The 13,329-nt window shown below is 69.6% G+C and carries 15 protein-coding genes and 1 tRNA gene; 9 read left to right on the top strand and 7 right to left on the bottom strand.

Annotated elements, in window-relative coordinates; genetic code table 11:
• The first annotated feature begins 1 nt into the window (after position 1).
• A complete protein-coding gene (locus tag F4559_RS31350; RefSeq protein ID WP_184674694.1) occupies positions 2-1,234 on the top strand; it encodes a tyrosine-type recombinase/integrase in 1,233 nt (410 codons plus the stop codon).
• 73 nt (positions 1,235-1,307) lie between these two features.
• Here the strand turns inward: F4559_RS31350 and F4559_RS31345 are convergent.
• Together F4559_RS31345 and F4559_RS31340 are read right to left on the bottom strand one after the other, a co-directional pair.
• Positions 1,308-1,381: transfer RNA gene (locus F4559_RS31345), tRNA-Pro, on the bottom strand.
• Between the two features lie 21 nt (positions 1,382-1,402).
• A complete protein-coding gene (locus F4559_RS31340; protein ID WP_184674693.1) occupies positions 1,403-2,362 on the bottom strand; it encodes a metallophosphoesterase in 960 nt (319 codons plus the stop codon).
• Positions 2,363-2,427: 65 nt separating this feature from the next.
• Here F4559_RS31340 and F4559_RS31335 point away from each other — a divergent pair, with 65 nt between their 5' ends.
• Positions 2,428-2,895 (top strand): GatB/YqeY domain-containing protein, encoded by a 468-nt coding sequence (locus tag F4559_RS31335; RefSeq protein WP_184674692.1) that lies wholly within the window; start codon positions 2,428-2,430, stop codon positions 2,893-2,895.
• Between the two features lie 336 nt (positions 2,896-3,231).
• Here F4559_RS31335 and F4559_RS31330 read toward each other — a convergent pair whose 3' ends face one another.
• Positions 3,232-5,691, bottom strand: a complete 2,460-nt coding sequence (locus F4559_RS31330) for a transglycosylase domain-containing protein (RefSeq protein WP_184674691.1) — start codon at positions 5,689-5,691, stop codon at positions 3,232-3,234.
• 261 nt (positions 5,692-5,952) lie between these two features.
• Here F4559_RS31330 and F4559_RS31325 point away from each other — a divergent pair, with 261 nt between their 5' ends.
• A complete protein-coding gene (locus tag F4559_RS31325) occupies positions 5,953-6,246 on the top strand; it encodes a WhiB family transcriptional regulator (protein ID WP_184674690.1) in 294 nt (97 codons plus the stop codon).
• Here F4559_RS31325 and bagB read toward each other — a convergent pair whose 3' ends face one another.
• Genes bagB through F4559_RS35695 form a run of 3 tightly spaced genes read right to left on the bottom strand, consistent with a single transcriptional unit; the run spans position 6,247 to position 8,640 of the window.
• Complete coding sequence (bagB, locus tag F4559_RS31320) at positions 6,247-7,356, bottom strand: ATPase BagB (RefSeq protein WP_184674689.1); 1,110 nt, start codon at positions 7,354-7,356, stop codon at positions 6,247-6,249.
• Complete coding sequence (bagA, locus tag F4559_RS31315) at positions 7,353-8,345, bottom strand: ATPase BagA (protein ID WP_184674688.1); 993 nt, start codon at positions 8,343-8,345, stop codon at positions 7,353-7,355. Before bagA ends, bagB begins: the two co-directional genes overlap by 4 nt.
• A gap of 43 nt (positions 8,346-8,388) precedes the next feature.
• Positions 8,389-8,640: a hypothetical protein gene (locus F4559_RS35695; RefSeq protein ID WP_184674687.1), complete on the bottom strand. Its 252-nt coding sequence runs from the start codon at positions 8,638-8,640 to the stop codon at positions 8,389-8,391.
• Between the two features lie 156 nt (positions 8,641-8,796).
• On the opposite strand from F4559_RS35695, the gene F4559_RS31305 reads away from it, so the two are divergent.
• From F4559_RS31305 to F4559_RS31280, 6 genes are all read left to right on the top strand, one after another.
• On the top strand, positions 8,797-9,651 hold the full coding sequence (locus F4559_RS31305) for a helix-turn-helix domain-containing protein (protein WP_184674686.1): 855 nt from the start codon (positions 8,797-8,799) through the stop codon (positions 9,649-9,651).
• Between the two features lie 10 nt (positions 9,652-9,661).
• Positions 9,662-9,832 carry a DUF397 domain-containing protein gene (locus F4559_RS31300; protein WP_184674685.1) on the top strand — a complete coding sequence of 57 codons (171 nt, stop codon included), beginning with the start codon at positions 9,662-9,664 and terminating at the stop codon, positions 9,830-9,832.
• 64 nt (positions 9,833-9,896) lie between these two features.
• Positions 9,897-10,052, top strand: a complete 156-nt coding sequence (sp36, locus tag F4559_RS31295) for a Sp36 family protein (protein ID WP_184674684.1) — start codon at positions 9,897-9,899, stop codon at positions 10,050-10,052.
• Complete coding sequence (locus tag F4559_RS31290) at positions 10,049-10,507, top strand: RidA family protein (RefSeq protein WP_184674683.1); 459 nt, start codon at positions 10,049-10,051, stop codon at positions 10,505-10,507. The genes sp36 and F4559_RS31290 overlap by 4 nt, the downstream gene beginning before the upstream one ends.
• Position 10,508: 1 nt before the next feature.
• Positions 10,509-11,111 carry a hypothetical protein gene (locus F4559_RS31285; protein ID WP_184674682.1) on the top strand — a complete coding sequence of 201 codons (603 nt, stop codon included), beginning with the start codon at positions 10,509-10,511 and terminating at the stop codon, positions 11,109-11,111.
• Between the two features lie 39 nt (positions 11,112-11,150).
• Positions 11,151-12,350 (top strand): hypothetical protein, encoded by a 1,200-nt coding sequence (locus F4559_RS31280; protein WP_184674681.1) that lies wholly within the window; start codon positions 11,151-11,153, stop codon positions 12,348-12,350.
• Positions 12,351-12,425: 75 nt separating this feature from the next.
• Here the strand turns inward: F4559_RS31280 and F4559_RS31275 are convergent, their stop codons facing one another.
• Positions 12,426-13,322 carry a Gfo/Idh/MocA family protein gene (locus F4559_RS31275; RefSeq protein WP_184674680.1) on the bottom strand — a complete coding sequence of 299 codons (897 nt, stop codon included), beginning with the start codon at positions 13,320-13,322 and terminating at the stop codon, positions 12,426-12,428.
• Positions 13,323-13,329 lie beyond the last annotated feature (7 nt).

Raw genomic sequence — 13,329 nt, 5'->3', positions numbered from 1 at the left:
CATGGCCGCCAAGAAGCGCGACAACGGCGAAGGGTCGATCTACCCGCACCGGAACGGGTTCGCGGCGTACGCCTGGGTCACCACGCCGGTCGGGAAGCGGACCCGCAAGTACGTCTACGGCAAGACCCGAGACGAAGTCCACGACAAGTGGATCAAGCTCCTGGCCCAGGCCAAGGAGCATCCGATCCCGACGTCGACGCCCAAGCTGGGCACCTTCCTCCGGTACTGGCTGGAGGAGGTGATCAAGCCGAACGCTGCCCCGCTGACCCACGCGACCAACGAGACGTTCGTCCGACTCCACCTCGTCCCTGCCCTCGGGGACCTCCGCCTCCCGAAGCTGACGGTGAGCCGCACCCAGCGGTGGATGAACGAGCTGGCCCGGACCTGCCAGTGCTGCTTCCAGGGCAAGGACGCACGGAGGGACGCCAAGCGGCAACGGTGCTGTGCCCGAGGTGCCTGCTGCAAGGCGTTGCTGAGCCGACGATCGCTCTCGGACATCAGGGCGTGCCTGCGCAACGCCCTGTCCCAGGCAATCAGGGAGGAGCTGGTCACCCGCAACGTGGCCGCGCTCATCAAGATCCCCAAGGTGGTGGGCCAGCGCCGTGCCCGCAAGCGGAAGCGGTGGACGAACGCCGAGGCCAAAGCCTTCCTGGCCTCGGCACGGGAGGACGGCGACCCGCTGTACGCCGTTTACGTCCTGGTGGTCCTCCTGGCCATGCGGAAAGGAGAGGCGCTGGGCGTCCCGGTCGATGCCCCGAACTTCCGGACCGAAGAACTGGAGGTCGACCACCAGCTTCAACGCGTCGGCCGACAACTCCTGCACCGCGAGACCAAGACCGAGGCGTCCGAGGACACGCTCCCGTTGCCCCCGATGGCCGCTGTGGCTCTCAAACAGCGCGCCGAACGCCGAAAGCAGGACCGGGTACGGGCTGGGGACGAGTGGCAGGAAACGGGCCTGCTGTTCACCACCCGCTTCGGCGGTCCGATCGAGCCGCGCAACCTCAACCGGTCCTGGAATGCCCGGTGCGTGAAAGCGGGAGTGCCGAGGATCACAGTCCATGACGGCCGTCGTAGCTGTGGCTCGCTGCTCGTGGAGCTGGACGTCCACCCGCGCGTGATCATGAGGATTCTCCGACATGCCCAGATGGAGGTCACGATGGAGATCTACTCGGAGGTGTCGACCGAAGTTGCCCGACAAGCACTCCGCAAACTCAACGACAGCCTGGAAACCTGAGTTGCTGTACAACGCTGCTGTACGAACGACTCAGGGGCTGTCCGAGAAATCTCGGACAGCCCCTGAGCAGGTGTCGGGGTGACAGGATTTGAACCTGCGACCTCTTCGTCCCGAACGAAGCGCGCTACCAAACTGCGCCACACCCCGGTCTTGCGGACGAGGTGAACTCTACCCGATCGTCCCGCCTACACCGAATCGGGTATCCCTCTCGGTGGTGGGCGGGGTCTGACCTGCGGCTTCGGCGCGCGGCACGAGGGTGAGCAGGCTCGCTTCCGGGGGACAGGCGAAGCGCACCGGGGCGTACGGGGACGTGCCCAGGCCCGCCGAGACGTTCAGCCACATGTGCGCGCCCCAGCGGGACACGCCGCGCGCGCGGGAGCGGTCGAGGTCGCAGTTCGTCACCAACGCGCCGTAGCCGGGTACGCGCAGTTGTCCACCGTGCGTGTGCCCGGCCAGCACGAGGTCGTAGCCGTCCGCCGCGAACGGGTCCAGGACGCGGGGTTCGGGGGAGTGCGTGACGCCCAGGCGCAGGGCGGCCTCGGGTACGGGGCCTGCGATGTCGGCGTAGCGGTCGCGCTTCAGGTGCGGGTCGTCGAGGCCCGCCGTGAAGATCTTCTGACCGGCGACTTCCAGTTCGCGGCGCACGTGGGTCAGGTCCAGCCACCCGCGTTCGATCATGGCCGCCCGCAGGTCGCGCCAAGGCAGCGGCACTCCGTGGATGCGCTTGGTCTTCGCCGACGGCAGCAGGTACCGCGCCGGGTTCTTCGGGCGCGGCGCGTAATAGTCGTTGCTGCCGAACACGAACAGCCCCGGCCGGTCCAGCAGCGGACCCAGCGCGCGCAGCACGGCGGGCACGGCCTGCTGGTGCGAGAGGTTGTCGCCGGTGTTCACGACCAGGTCGGGTTCGAGTTCGGCCAACGCCGCCACCCACCGCTGCTTCGACTTCTGACCGGGCAGCATGTGCAGGTCCGACAGGTGCAGTACGCGCAACGGCGTCGACCCGGGCGCGAGCACCGGCACGGTCGCCTGGCGCAGTGTCCAGTTCCGCCGTTCGATGCCCGCCGCGTAGGCGAGCGTCGCGGTTCCGAGGGCGGTCGTGGCGAGCAGGGTGCGGCCGAACGTCTTCACACCTACCGAGGGTAAGGGGTTTACCTGTTCGGGGTTCCGCCCGGTGCCCGGTACCGTTCCGGCTCATGGCGGAGCTCAAGGCGCGACTTCAGGCCGACCTCACGACGGCGATCAAGGCACGGGAGACGGTGCGCGCCGGCGCGCTGCGCATGACGCTGGCCGCGATCCAGACCGAGCAGGTCGCCGGCAAGACCGCGCGTGAACTGTCCGACGACGAGGTTCTCAAGGTGCTGGCCCGCGAGGTCAAGAAGCGCCGCGAGGCCGCCGAGGCGTTCGCCGGCGCCGGCCGCACGGAGCAGGCCGAGCTGGAACGCGCCGAGAGCGCAGTGCTCGAGGACTACCTGCCCACGCCACTGTCCGACGACGAACTCGCCACGCTCGTCGACGCGGTGATCGCCGACCTGACCACCCAACTCGGCGAAAAGCCCACCCTCAGGCAGATGGGCCAGGTCATCAAGGAGGCCAACGCCAAGGCCGCCGGCCGCGCCGAAGGCGGCCGAATCGCCACCACGGTCAAGGCCAAACTGGCCTGACGCCAAAACCCGCAAGACGAACAAGGCACACAAGAGCGGCGGGGAGCGGACGAACCGGATCAGGCAAGGTCGCTCAGACCAGCGGCCAACGTCGGCAGGTCAGGCAGGCCAGAACCGACAGGCCTGCCTCCCTACGGCAACAGCCCACCTTTCGGCGCCCCAACGCACGCCCCACGATCCCACCGCGCCACGCTGCACCCGACCGCACAACTCACGATCCCCCAACGCACAACTCGCGGTGTCCGAGTGCACAACTCGCGGTGTCTGAACGCATAACTCGCGTGTTCACGAGAGCACAGTCACCCGAAAGAAGGTGCCCGAGCGGAGGACTCGCGATCAGCGAGTAGGCCAAGGCGGGAACGGGAACCCGGGAGGCTGCCCAGGCCCAGGCGGACCCCCGGTAGGCGGCCCAGGATCCGGATCCGGATCCGGCGAAGGCTCGGTGGAAGTAGGCGGCGCAGGCGGCGGCACATACCCCGTACTGACGAACAACGTCACCACGGTCCCCCGCAAAGCACTGCCCTGCGGCGTCTGACTGACCACAGTCCCCTTCCGCTCCGAAGAGTTCCGGTTCACCGTGGTCACCTTGTACCCGGCATCCTGCAACGTCTGCGTGGCCGAGTTGACGTCGTCCCCCACCACGTTCGGAATCTGGATCTCCTTGCCGCCCTTGCGATACCTCTCCTCCACCTCGGGCAGCGGCTTGGGCGGGAGTCCACTGTGGATCCGCGACATCGAGTCGAACCACGTGCGCGCCGGCACCGTCCCGCCGTAGATGTCGCCCTCGTTGCACAGCCTGGGCACCCCGCCGACGCAGATCCCCCGCGGCCGGGTGCCGTCGTTGAACGTCTGCACCGCACCGGCGAAGTCGGGCGTCGCGCCGATGAACGCCGCCGACTTGTACTCCTCGGTGGTCCCGGTCTTGCCCATCATCGGCCGGTCCCACTTGAACTTGCGGGCGGCGTCCGAGGCGGTGCCCGAGCCGACGCTGTCCTTGCTCATCCCGACCACCAGCCCGTTGGCCAGCCCTTCGGCGACGACCTGCTCGCACGGCGCCTCGTTGACCGGCACCTGCTTGCCGTTGCGGTCGGTCACCTCGACGATCGGCGTCGGCGGGCACCACGTGCCGCCGCTCATCAGCGTCGCGGCCACGTTCGCCAGCTCCAGCGTGCTGACGGGCGCCGGGCTCAGTGTGAACGACGCGTTGCCGCCGTCGGCCTTGTAGAACTCCGACTGCGACACGCGCAGCTGCTTGTCCTTGGCCTTGGGGTCGGGTCGCTCGCCCCGCAGGTTGGTGGCCATGGTCTCGCGCATGCCCAGCCGGGACGCCATGTCCACGACCGGGTTCATGCCGAGGTGTTCCTCCAGGATCACGAACCCGGTGTTGGGCGAGGTCTGCAACGCGGTCTGCAACGTCATCTGCGCCGGGTAGCCGCTGGACGCGTTGCCCAGGCAGTACCAGCGGGTGTTGGGCTCGCCGGTCGACCGGCAGCGCTCGCCGCCGCCCTTGAACACCTTCGACTCGTAGAAGTTGGGCGTGGCCATCATGTTCTCGTAGCCCATGCCGCTCTCCATGGCGGCGGCGGCCGTGAACACCTTGTACACCGAGCCCGCGCCGAACTTGTTCTCGACGCCGCTGGGCAGGTCGTACTGGGTCTGGAACTGGTCCGCCTTGAGGCCGTAGTCGCGGTTGGCCACGAGTGCGACAACCTCGTGTCGCTCCCGGCCGGGCTTGACGATCGCCATCGCGTTGGCGATGCCGTCGGTCGACTTGGACACCTGGGCCTCGGCAGCGGCCTTCGCGGTCGTGGTGATCGCGCGGTCGAGCGTCGTGACGACGGTGTACCCGCCGGTCTTGAGCTGCTCGACGCTGAACCCGTTGCGCTCCAGGTAGTTCACGACGTACGAGCAGAAGAAGCCGTTCTCCGGGCCCGCGCCGACGCACCCGTTGGGCGGCGTGCGCACGGGGTCGGCCAGGCCGAGCGGCTCCTGCTTGGCCACCGCGCCCGCCTCGCGGGACAGCTTGTCGTTCTCGACCATCTTGTCGATGACCTGGTTGCGCCGTTCGAGCGCCTTCTCCGGGAAGACCTCGGGGTTGAGCGCGGACGGGCTGTTGACCATGCCGGCGAGCATCGCCGCCTGCGGCACGGTCAGCTTGTCGGCCGTGGTGTTGAAGTACGCCTGCGACGCCGCCGCGATGCCGTAGATCGTGGACCCGAACGGGACCACGTTGAGGTAGCGGGCGAGGATTTCCTCCTTGCCCAGTTTGCGTTCGAGCTGCAAGGAGATGCGCGCTTCACGTGCTTTTCGCGCGATTGTCTGCTCTTGGGCCTTCTGCTGTTCGACCTGGTTATTCCGTGCCACCACGTGTACGAGGTAGTTCTTCACGTATTGCTGGGTGAGCGTCGATGCGCCCTGGGTGACCGAACCGCTGAACTGATTGGTCAGCGCGGCGCGGAACGTGCCCTTCCAATCGACGCCTTGGTGCTCGTAGAACCTCCGGTCCTCCACCGACACCAACGCGGCCTTCATGGTGGGTGAAATCTTCTCCGGTGGTACCAGTACCCGGTACTGGTCATACAGGTACGCGATCGGCGTGCCGTCCCGGTCGGTGATCGTCGTGACCAACGGCGGGTCGGTGGCCACCAGATCGGCCGAGATGGCGTCCACGGTGTCGCCGGCCCGGTTGGACGCGAACCCGAGCGATGCCATGACAGGGAACAACATGCCTGCCAGCAGGACTCCGGCAAGCAGACACAGGCCGAGCAGTTTCAGCACGCTGTTCCGCACTCGCACCTGGCACAGGGTACTGGCCCGATGACCGGCCGGAAGGCAGGCGAGCAAGACCCATTACTCAGGATGAGTACGAGTACTCAAGACAGGTAACAGGTAAGCAACCCAGGGTTGGAGGTGGAACCGGAAGGCTCTACAGTCCGTCAACGTCCAGGACAGCAGCCATCGGCGAAGCCACTCGTTGGTGAAGCCTACGGCATCCGCGGCAGGGGTGTGGCGGATTTGCACATCTGGGCAAACAGGGGAGAAACAGAGGTGGGGGTCATGCAGCAGCAGGGGGATTGGCGGATCAAGGCCGCTTGCCGGGACGAGGAGCCGGATCAGCTCTTCGTCCGGGGGGCGGAACAGCGCAAGGCCAAAGTCGTGTGCCTGGGTTGCCCCGTGCGCACCGAGTGCCTTGCCGAGGCGCTGGACAACCGGATCGAGTTCGGTGTCTGGGGCGGTATGACCGAACGTGAGCGCAGGGCGTTGCTGCGGCGCCGCCCGGACGTCACGTCGTGGCACGAACTCCTGGACACCGCGCGCCAGGAGCACTTCGAGGAGTCCCGGGTCGGGTGATCACCCGCCCGTGAGCCGGTGCCCGATCTCGTGCAGACCGTCGAGGTCGTGCACGTCCGCCGGCAACGCGGGCACGCCCACCAGCGGCACGCCGGGATGCGCCCGGGTGAACCGCGCCAGCAGCCGCCGTTCCCGATCGGCGACGGCCACGCGGTCCGCGTGCACCCGCAGGACCGCGGCGGCGAGGGGAGCGTCCCCAGTGCGCTCCAGTCTCTCCGCCGCGGCGAGGGCGCCCGCCGCGGGCAGGGGTGCCAGCACCGGATGGGTCCGGTTCGCGACCAGACCGGTCACCGGCATGCCCTCGGTGACCAGTCGTTCCACGAAGTAGCCCGCCTCGCGCAACGCGTCCGGTTCGGCCGCCGCGACCACCAGGAACCCCGTACCCGGTGAGCGCAGCAGCTCGTAGGTCGCCTGTGCGCGTTGCCGGAAGCCGCCGAACATGCTGTCGAAAGCCTGGACGAACGTGGACGCGTCGTTCAGGAGCTGGCCGCCGACGATCGTCGACACGGCCTTGGTGAACAGGCCGAAGCCCGCGCCGACGATCTTGCGGATGCCGCGCCCGCCCGCACGGGCAGGCGCGGACAGCATCCGGATCAGCTTGCCGTCCAACACGGTCGACAGCCGCTGCGGCGCGTCCAGGAAGTCCAGCGCCGACCGCGACGGCGGCGTGTCCACGATGATCAGGTCCCACTCGTCGCGCGCCACGAGCTGGCCCAGCTTCTCCATGGCCATGTACTCCTGCGTTCCGGAGAACGACGTGGAGATGGTCTGGTAGAAGGGGTTCGCCAGGATCTGCTCGGCCCGTTCGCGGCCCGCGTGCTGGAGCACCATGTCGTCGAACGTGCGACGCATGTCGAGCATCATCGCGTGCAGCTCGCCGTCGACACCGGCCACGCGCCGCGGGTTGTTGTCGAGTTCGCCCAGCCCCAGCGACTGCGCCAGGCGCCGGGCCGGGTCGATGGTCAGCACGACCGTGCGCCGGCCGCGCCCGGCCGCGCGCACCGCGAGGGCGGCGGCCGTCGTGGTCTTGCCGACGCCGCCGGACCCGCAGCACACGAGGACGCGGGTGCGCGGGTCGTCGATCAGCGCGTCGACGTCGAGCCTGTTCACCGCACACCGCCGGCGACCATGATCTCGGCCAGCTCGTACAGGCCGGCGAGGTCGACGCCGTCGGCCAGCTCCGGCAATTCCAGCGTGGGCAGGTCGGACTCGGCGAGCTTGTCCTTGGCCCGCGCCTCCATGTCGACGCGGATCGCGTGCTCGACCACCTGGTCCACGAGACCGTCGAGCACGTCCGGCGACGCGGTCAGGCCGGCGGCCTCGAGTCCGGAGCGGACCCGGTTCGCGTCCACGCGGCCGGCCGCCGCGGCGGCGATCGACCGGGCGGGCAGCCGCGACGGGCGCACGCGGTTGGTGAACACCGCGCCCGGACGCAGGTCGGCGCCGTCGAGTTCGGCCACCGCGTCCAGCGTCTCGCGGACCGGCATCTCCTCCAGCAGCGCGACGAGGTGCACGGCCGTGTCGCCGGAGTGCATCAACGTGACCACGCCCTCGCTCTGCCCCTTGATCGGACCGACCTTCGCCAGGTCGGCCATCGCGCGGGTCACGTCGAGGAACCGCACGACCCGGCCGGTCGGCGGCGCGTCGAGCACGACCGCGTCGTACTCGTGCCGGCCGTTGGCGCCGGTGCGCCGCACGCACTCCTTGACCTTGCCGGTGAGCAGCACGTCGCGCAGGCCGGGTGCGAGCGTCGTGGCGAACTCGACCGCGCCCATGCGCTTGAGCGTGCGGCCCGCGAAACCGAGGTTGTAGAACATGTCGAGGTATTCCAGGAGCGCGGCCTCGGGATCGACGGCCAACGCCTTGACCTCGCCGTTGCCGGGCGCGGTCGCGATGCGCTCCTCGGCGTAGGGCAGCGGCGGCCGGTCGAAGAGCTGGGCGATGCCCTGCCGGTTCTCGACCTCGACGAGCAGCACCCGCCGGCCGCCGGTGGCCAGCGCGAGGGCGAGCGCGGCGGCGACCGTCGTCTTGCCCGTCCCGCCCTTGCCGGTGACGACGTGCAGTCGCGCGCGGGTGAGTTCGTCGGTCCAGCCGGTCACCGGGTCAGCCTAGGCGCGCGAACCTGAGACCCGCCCGACACCGTCAGTCGACCATGGTGATGAACACCACCGCGATCGCCGTCGCGGCCACCACGCCCCACGCAGCCACGGATGGCAGCACGTAGGCCACGAGCACGGCCACGATCCCGACGAGCGCGAGACCGACGAACGCAGCGCGTTTCACGTCCGCCGGACGCGAACCCTTGCGGTCACGGGCCTGCGCCATGCCCACCAGCACCAGCACCAGCCCGCCGAGCAGGAACGAGCCGGTGGCGACGATCCGCCAGGTCTCCACCCGATCAAGGTAGCGCGATCGGGCGTGTTCCGGCCGGCTCGGGAGTGCCGAATTGATCAGGACCAATTCCGTGCGCATTCCGGTTGTCTGTCGAAACGCTTGGTTTTCCACGAAAGGAGTGGACGGCCGACTACGCGCGGTGGCTAATGTTGTCGTATGGCAATCGGGTCAACGCGTGGCAAGCGGAGACTTGGTCGGTTCATCCGCCCGTTGGTCGACAGGTCCGGGATGAAGGTCGAGGACGTCATCCGGGAAACCAAGGTGTCACGACAGACGATCTTCCGGATGCTCTCGGGGGACGGCCTCGCGCGGTGGCCGTCGGTGTCGGTCGTGCTCGACGTCGTCGGGGCTTCGCCGGAGGAACGGACGAAGGCGCTCCAACTGTGGGAGGTCGCGGACGTCGACCCGTCCGGCGTCGAGCACGCCCGTGACCTGCCGGCCGGCTACCTGCGGTTCCGCCTCGACGAGCTGGAGGCCGTGCGCGAGCGGTCACTGGACCCGGTCTTCGTGCCGGGCCTGCTCCAGACCGCCGGGTACGCGGAGGCGCTGGCGCGGGCGGCGGGTCGGCGGGTCGGCGACGGCGCGTGGAGCGCACGGGCGGCGGCCGAACGGCTGGAACGGCAGAAGGTGCTGACCGGGGACCGGCCATTGGAGTACGAGGCACTCGTGGACCAGGCCGCACTGTTGCGGATGGTCGGGGGGCGGGAGGTGATGCGGGAGCAGTTGCGACACCTGGCGGCCGTCACCGCGCGGCCGAACGTGACCATCAGGGTTCTGCCGCTTGCCGTAGGCGCTTATGGAGCGCAAAGCGGCGGTGTTCACCTCTTGGATTTCGCCGAAGAGGACGAACCGCAAGCGGGCTATGTGGAGGGTTTCACCGGCCTGGTTCCGGTAGAGGATGCAGTGGTGGGTGTGCTGTCCGCGGTGTGGGGTGACGCGGCACGCCTGGCACTCACGGCGGACGACTCGCGGGAGCTGGTCGAGTCGACGCTGTCCTCGTCCAGGTGGTGAAAGGGGAGCGATGAGCTGGCGCAAGAGCAGCCGGAGCGCGTCCGACGCGAAGTGCGTGGAGGTCGCGATCGGGCTGCGGTCGACCGGTGTCCGGGACACCAAGAATCGTGGGGGTGACGCACTCAGGTTCTCGTCGCGCGCGTTCGGCGCGTTCGTCGCGGCGGTGAAGTCGGACCGCTGACAAGGGGGATGCCGGGGGCGAAGGGGGCGGTGGGGCGTCGGGGGTTCAGGCTAGGCTCCGCGCCATGCAGAAGTGGGAGTACGCGACCGTCCCGCTGTTGATCCACGCCACGAAGGCGATCCTGGACCAGTGGGGCGAGGACGGCTGGGAGCTGGTGACCGTGCTGACCAACCCGACGGGTGAGCAGCACGTGGCGTACCTGAAGCGGGCGAAGTCGTGACCTGGTCCGACCGGCTGCGCGAACTGGACGTCGAACTGCCCTCCGCGCCCGCGCCGCTCGCCGCCTACGTCCCCGCGGCACAGTCCGGGTCGCTGGTGTTCACGGCCGGACAGCTCCCGTTCGTGTCCGGCGCGCTGCCCGCGACCGGCAAGGTCGGTGCGGACGTCAGCCCGGAGGAGGCGAAGGGTTACGCCCGCACCAGCGCGATCAACGCGCTGGCCGCGATCCACGAGCTGGTCGGGATCGACCGGGTCGTGCGCGTGGTCAAGGTCGTCGGCTACGTGGCCGTCGCCGAGGGTTTCACCGCGGTGCCCGCCGTGCTCAACGGCGCGTCGGAGTTCCTCGGCGAGGTCTTCGGCGACGCCGGCCGGCACGCCCGTTCGGCCGTCGGGGTCTCGGAACTGCCCCTCGGCTCGCCGGTCGAGGTCGAACTCGTCGTCGAGATCGGGGAGTGAGATGTCCGACACGGTCCACGAACTGTTGCTGAGACTGGCGGGCAGGCTGCCCGACGACGTGCTGTGGCGGTTCCGTGACTGGGCGGCGGGCGACGCGGTCGTCGTGCTGGCCCGGGTGCTGCCGCGCACGCTGCTGCACGACCGGATCGGGCTGACCGACTACGAACAGCAACTGCTCGGCGACGCCCTCATTCCGCACGGGGCCGACCGGGGCACGATCAGTTCCGTCAAGGGACTGGACGAACTGCCCGAAGCCGACTACACCTTCTCCCCGGAATCACCCGATCGGGTGCCGATGGGAGATTCCACGTCCGTGGTGCTCGGCGCGACGCTGCGCGGGCGTCCGGGGATCGGCGAGGTCCGGTCCACCTGGCGGCTGCGGGGCACGGAGACCAGGCGCGTCCTGCTGGTCACCGCCACCGGCGGGTACACCCGGCTGACGGGTGAACTCCAGCGGGTGCTGCGGGCACTGGGCGAGCAGGACCCGTGCGTCGAGGTCCTGCCCGTCGAAGCGGACGTGCCGCCCTACCAACGGGCGGCGTTGGAGGCATCGGAGCTGGTGTGCACCGGCGCCGAGGCCGACGGGCACCTGGTGCCGGTCTAACAGCTCGTCGCTGCCGCGCGGGCCGGAAGGAGAACAGGCGTGACGAACGACGGTGTGGCTCTGCCCGTCCGTTTACACGACCTCCTGTTGGCGTTGGCCGGACGCGTTGACGACGACGCGTTGACGCAGGCCCGGGAACTGCTGGCGGTCGCCGAGCTCGACCGCGCGGTCGAGCTGCTGGTCGGCTGCCTGATCGCCGGGCGCATCCCGGTGTCGTCGCAGGAACGTCGGGAGATCGCGGACCAGCTCGTGGAGGTCCGCTCGGACCCGGTGCTGGCCGACAAGCTGTTCGCCGTCGAGGACGTCCCGACGCAGCGGCACCGCTTCACCGCCGACTCCGAACCCGACGCGGGCCTGGCCGAGGTCCTCGGCAAGACCGTGTCGGTACTGCCCGACGTGCGCGGCGTGCGCGCGACGTGGCGGCTTTCCCCGGCCGGTGGCGTCCCCGGCCCGATGCCCCACCGTGTCGTGCTGGTGGAGGTCGGCCCGTCGGGATTCCCGCCGGCGACCTCGTACCGGCTGGACACGGTGCTGCGCAACGCGGGCATCCGGGCTTCCACGGAGGTGCTGACGGTCGGTACGCCGTTGGGTGAGTACCACGCGGCGGCCGTCTCGGCGGCCCGTGAGGTCTACTTTCCCTCGGCGACACCGGTACGCGTAGCCGAAGAGTCGGGCGCGACCTGGTTCGACGGCGAAGTGCGGGTCGAGGCACCGGTGGTCGAGCCGGAACCGGTGCCGGTCACCGAACCCGAATCCGGCTCGAAGTCACGTCGTGCGCGTGTCGACTCGTACGAGGGCAGCCAGCCGTTCCCGCCGAAGCCGGTCAAGCGCCTGCCCGTCCGGGAGCAGGAGGAGGTCGTCTCCGAACCGGTCGTCGAGACCGTCGTCGAAGAGCCGGTCGTCGAGCCCGTCGAGGTCGAGCCGCCCGTCGTCGAACCGGCTGTAGTCGAGCCGCTCACGGTCGAGTCGCTCGCCGTCGAGCACCCGCTGTCGAGGGCCGAGGTGACGACCGAGCTGAACGCCGACGACCTGGCCGTGCTCCAGGCCGCACTGGACGAGGGCAAGCCGCCGTCGTCGGTGCACCTGCCGCCGACCGTGGACGCCAAGCTCAGCGACCGTGAACGTGCCCTGCTCCAGCAGTTGCACGAGGAGTTGGCCCAACGCGAGCAGCAGGCGTGGCCGTCGGGCGAGTTCGTGAACGGCGTGCCCAAGCCCAACAACGGCAAATACCCGGGCTGACGCGCGAGTCCTCCACTCAGGCACTGCGAAACACGCACTCAGGCACCCCCGATCGGGGGTGCCTGAACGCGTATCTCAGGGTGTCCGAGTGGAGGACTCGCGGATCTTGGCGATGATCGACTGGAGGTGCAGGCCGCGTCGCACGTCCAGCGGGTGCGAGGTCTTGCCGGAGTCGATCAGGGCCGCGAACTCGTCGAGCAGGTTCGTGTACGCCTCGATCGGGGTCGTCGCGGGCGTCGTCAACGTCCGCTGCCCGGCCGTCCCGTAGACCTCGACCTCCAGGACCGGCGGCGACACGGCCAACGACATGGTCAGCATGGCCGTACTCGTCGCGCCGCCCTCGTGCCGCAGGACCACCTGCCACACGTCGTGCGCCGACCGGTCGGCGGCCACGACCTCGACGACCGGCCCGAGCGCGGCGTCGAGCAGGTCGAACACGTGCGGTCCGAGGTCGTCCAGCGCACCGCGCTCGTGCCGCCACGGCGAGTGCGAGTAGGGACCGGACAGCAGCGCACCGGTCAGCCACCGGACACTGCCGCCGACCCAGCCGCCTTCGGCGTGGACCCGTTCGAGCTGTTCACGGGTGTCGGGCGTGTACCGCTTGGTCAGCACGACCAGCGACGCCACCCCGGCGCGGTCGACGGCGTCCGCGAGCCGCCGCGCCTCGTCGAGCGACCCGGCGATCGGCTTCTCCAGCACGACGTGCCGACCGGCCTCGGCGGCCTGGATCGCCAGCGGCGCCTGCACCTCCGGCGGCACGGCGAACGCCACGGCGTCGACCTGCGAGATCAACTCCTCGGGGCTGGAAGCCGTCGCCGCGCCATGTGCCCCGGCGAGCCCGGCGGCGGCTTCGGGCCGCCTGGCCCACACCGACACGAGCCTGCTCCCGGGGTGTCCGGCGATGGCCGGTGCGTGCACCCGTTCCGCCCACGGTCCGGCACCGATAAGTCCGACGCGCAGTTGTTCGTCCACGCGATCA

The organism is Saccharothrix violaceirubra (genome assembly GCF_014203755.1).
Classification (GTDB): Bacteria; Actinomycetota; Actinomycetes; order Mycobacteriales; family Pseudonocardiaceae; genus Actinosynnema; species Actinosynnema violaceirubrum.
Note: the sequence above shows the minus strand (reverse complement) of the source record. Positions and strands in the feature narration are given on the sequence as shown.

What these genes read in the sequence shown, in the direction of transcription:
- F4559_RS31350 (WP_184674694.1), top strand. Translation starts at nt 2, where the DNA reads ATGGCCGCCAAGAAGCGCGACAACGGCGAAGGGTCGATCTACCCGCAC.
- F4559_RS31335 (WP_184674692.1), top strand. Translation starts at nt 2,428, where the DNA reads ATGGCGGAGCTCAAGGCGCGACTTCAGGCCGACCTCACGACGGCGATC.
- F4559_RS31325 (WP_184674690.1), top strand. Translation starts at nt 5,953, where the DNA reads ATGCAGCAGCAGGGGGATTGGCGGATCAAGGCCGCTTGCCGGGACGAG.
- F4559_RS31305 (WP_184674686.1), top strand. Translation starts at nt 8,797, where the DNA reads ATGGCAATCGGGTCAACGCGTGGCAAGCGGAGACTTGGTCGGTTCATC.
- F4559_RS31300 (WP_184674685.1), top strand. Translation starts at nt 9,662, where the DNA reads ATGAGCTGGCGCAAGAGCAGCCGGAGCGCGTCCGACGCGAAGTGCGTG.
- sp36 (WP_184674684.1), top strand. Translation starts at nt 9,897, where the DNA reads ATGCAGAAGTGGGAGTACGCGACCGTCCCGCTGTTGATCCACGCCACG.
- F4559_RS31285 (WP_184674682.1), top strand. Translation starts at nt 10,509, where the DNA reads ATGTCCGACACGGTCCACGAACTGTTGCTGAGACTGGCGGGCAGGCTG.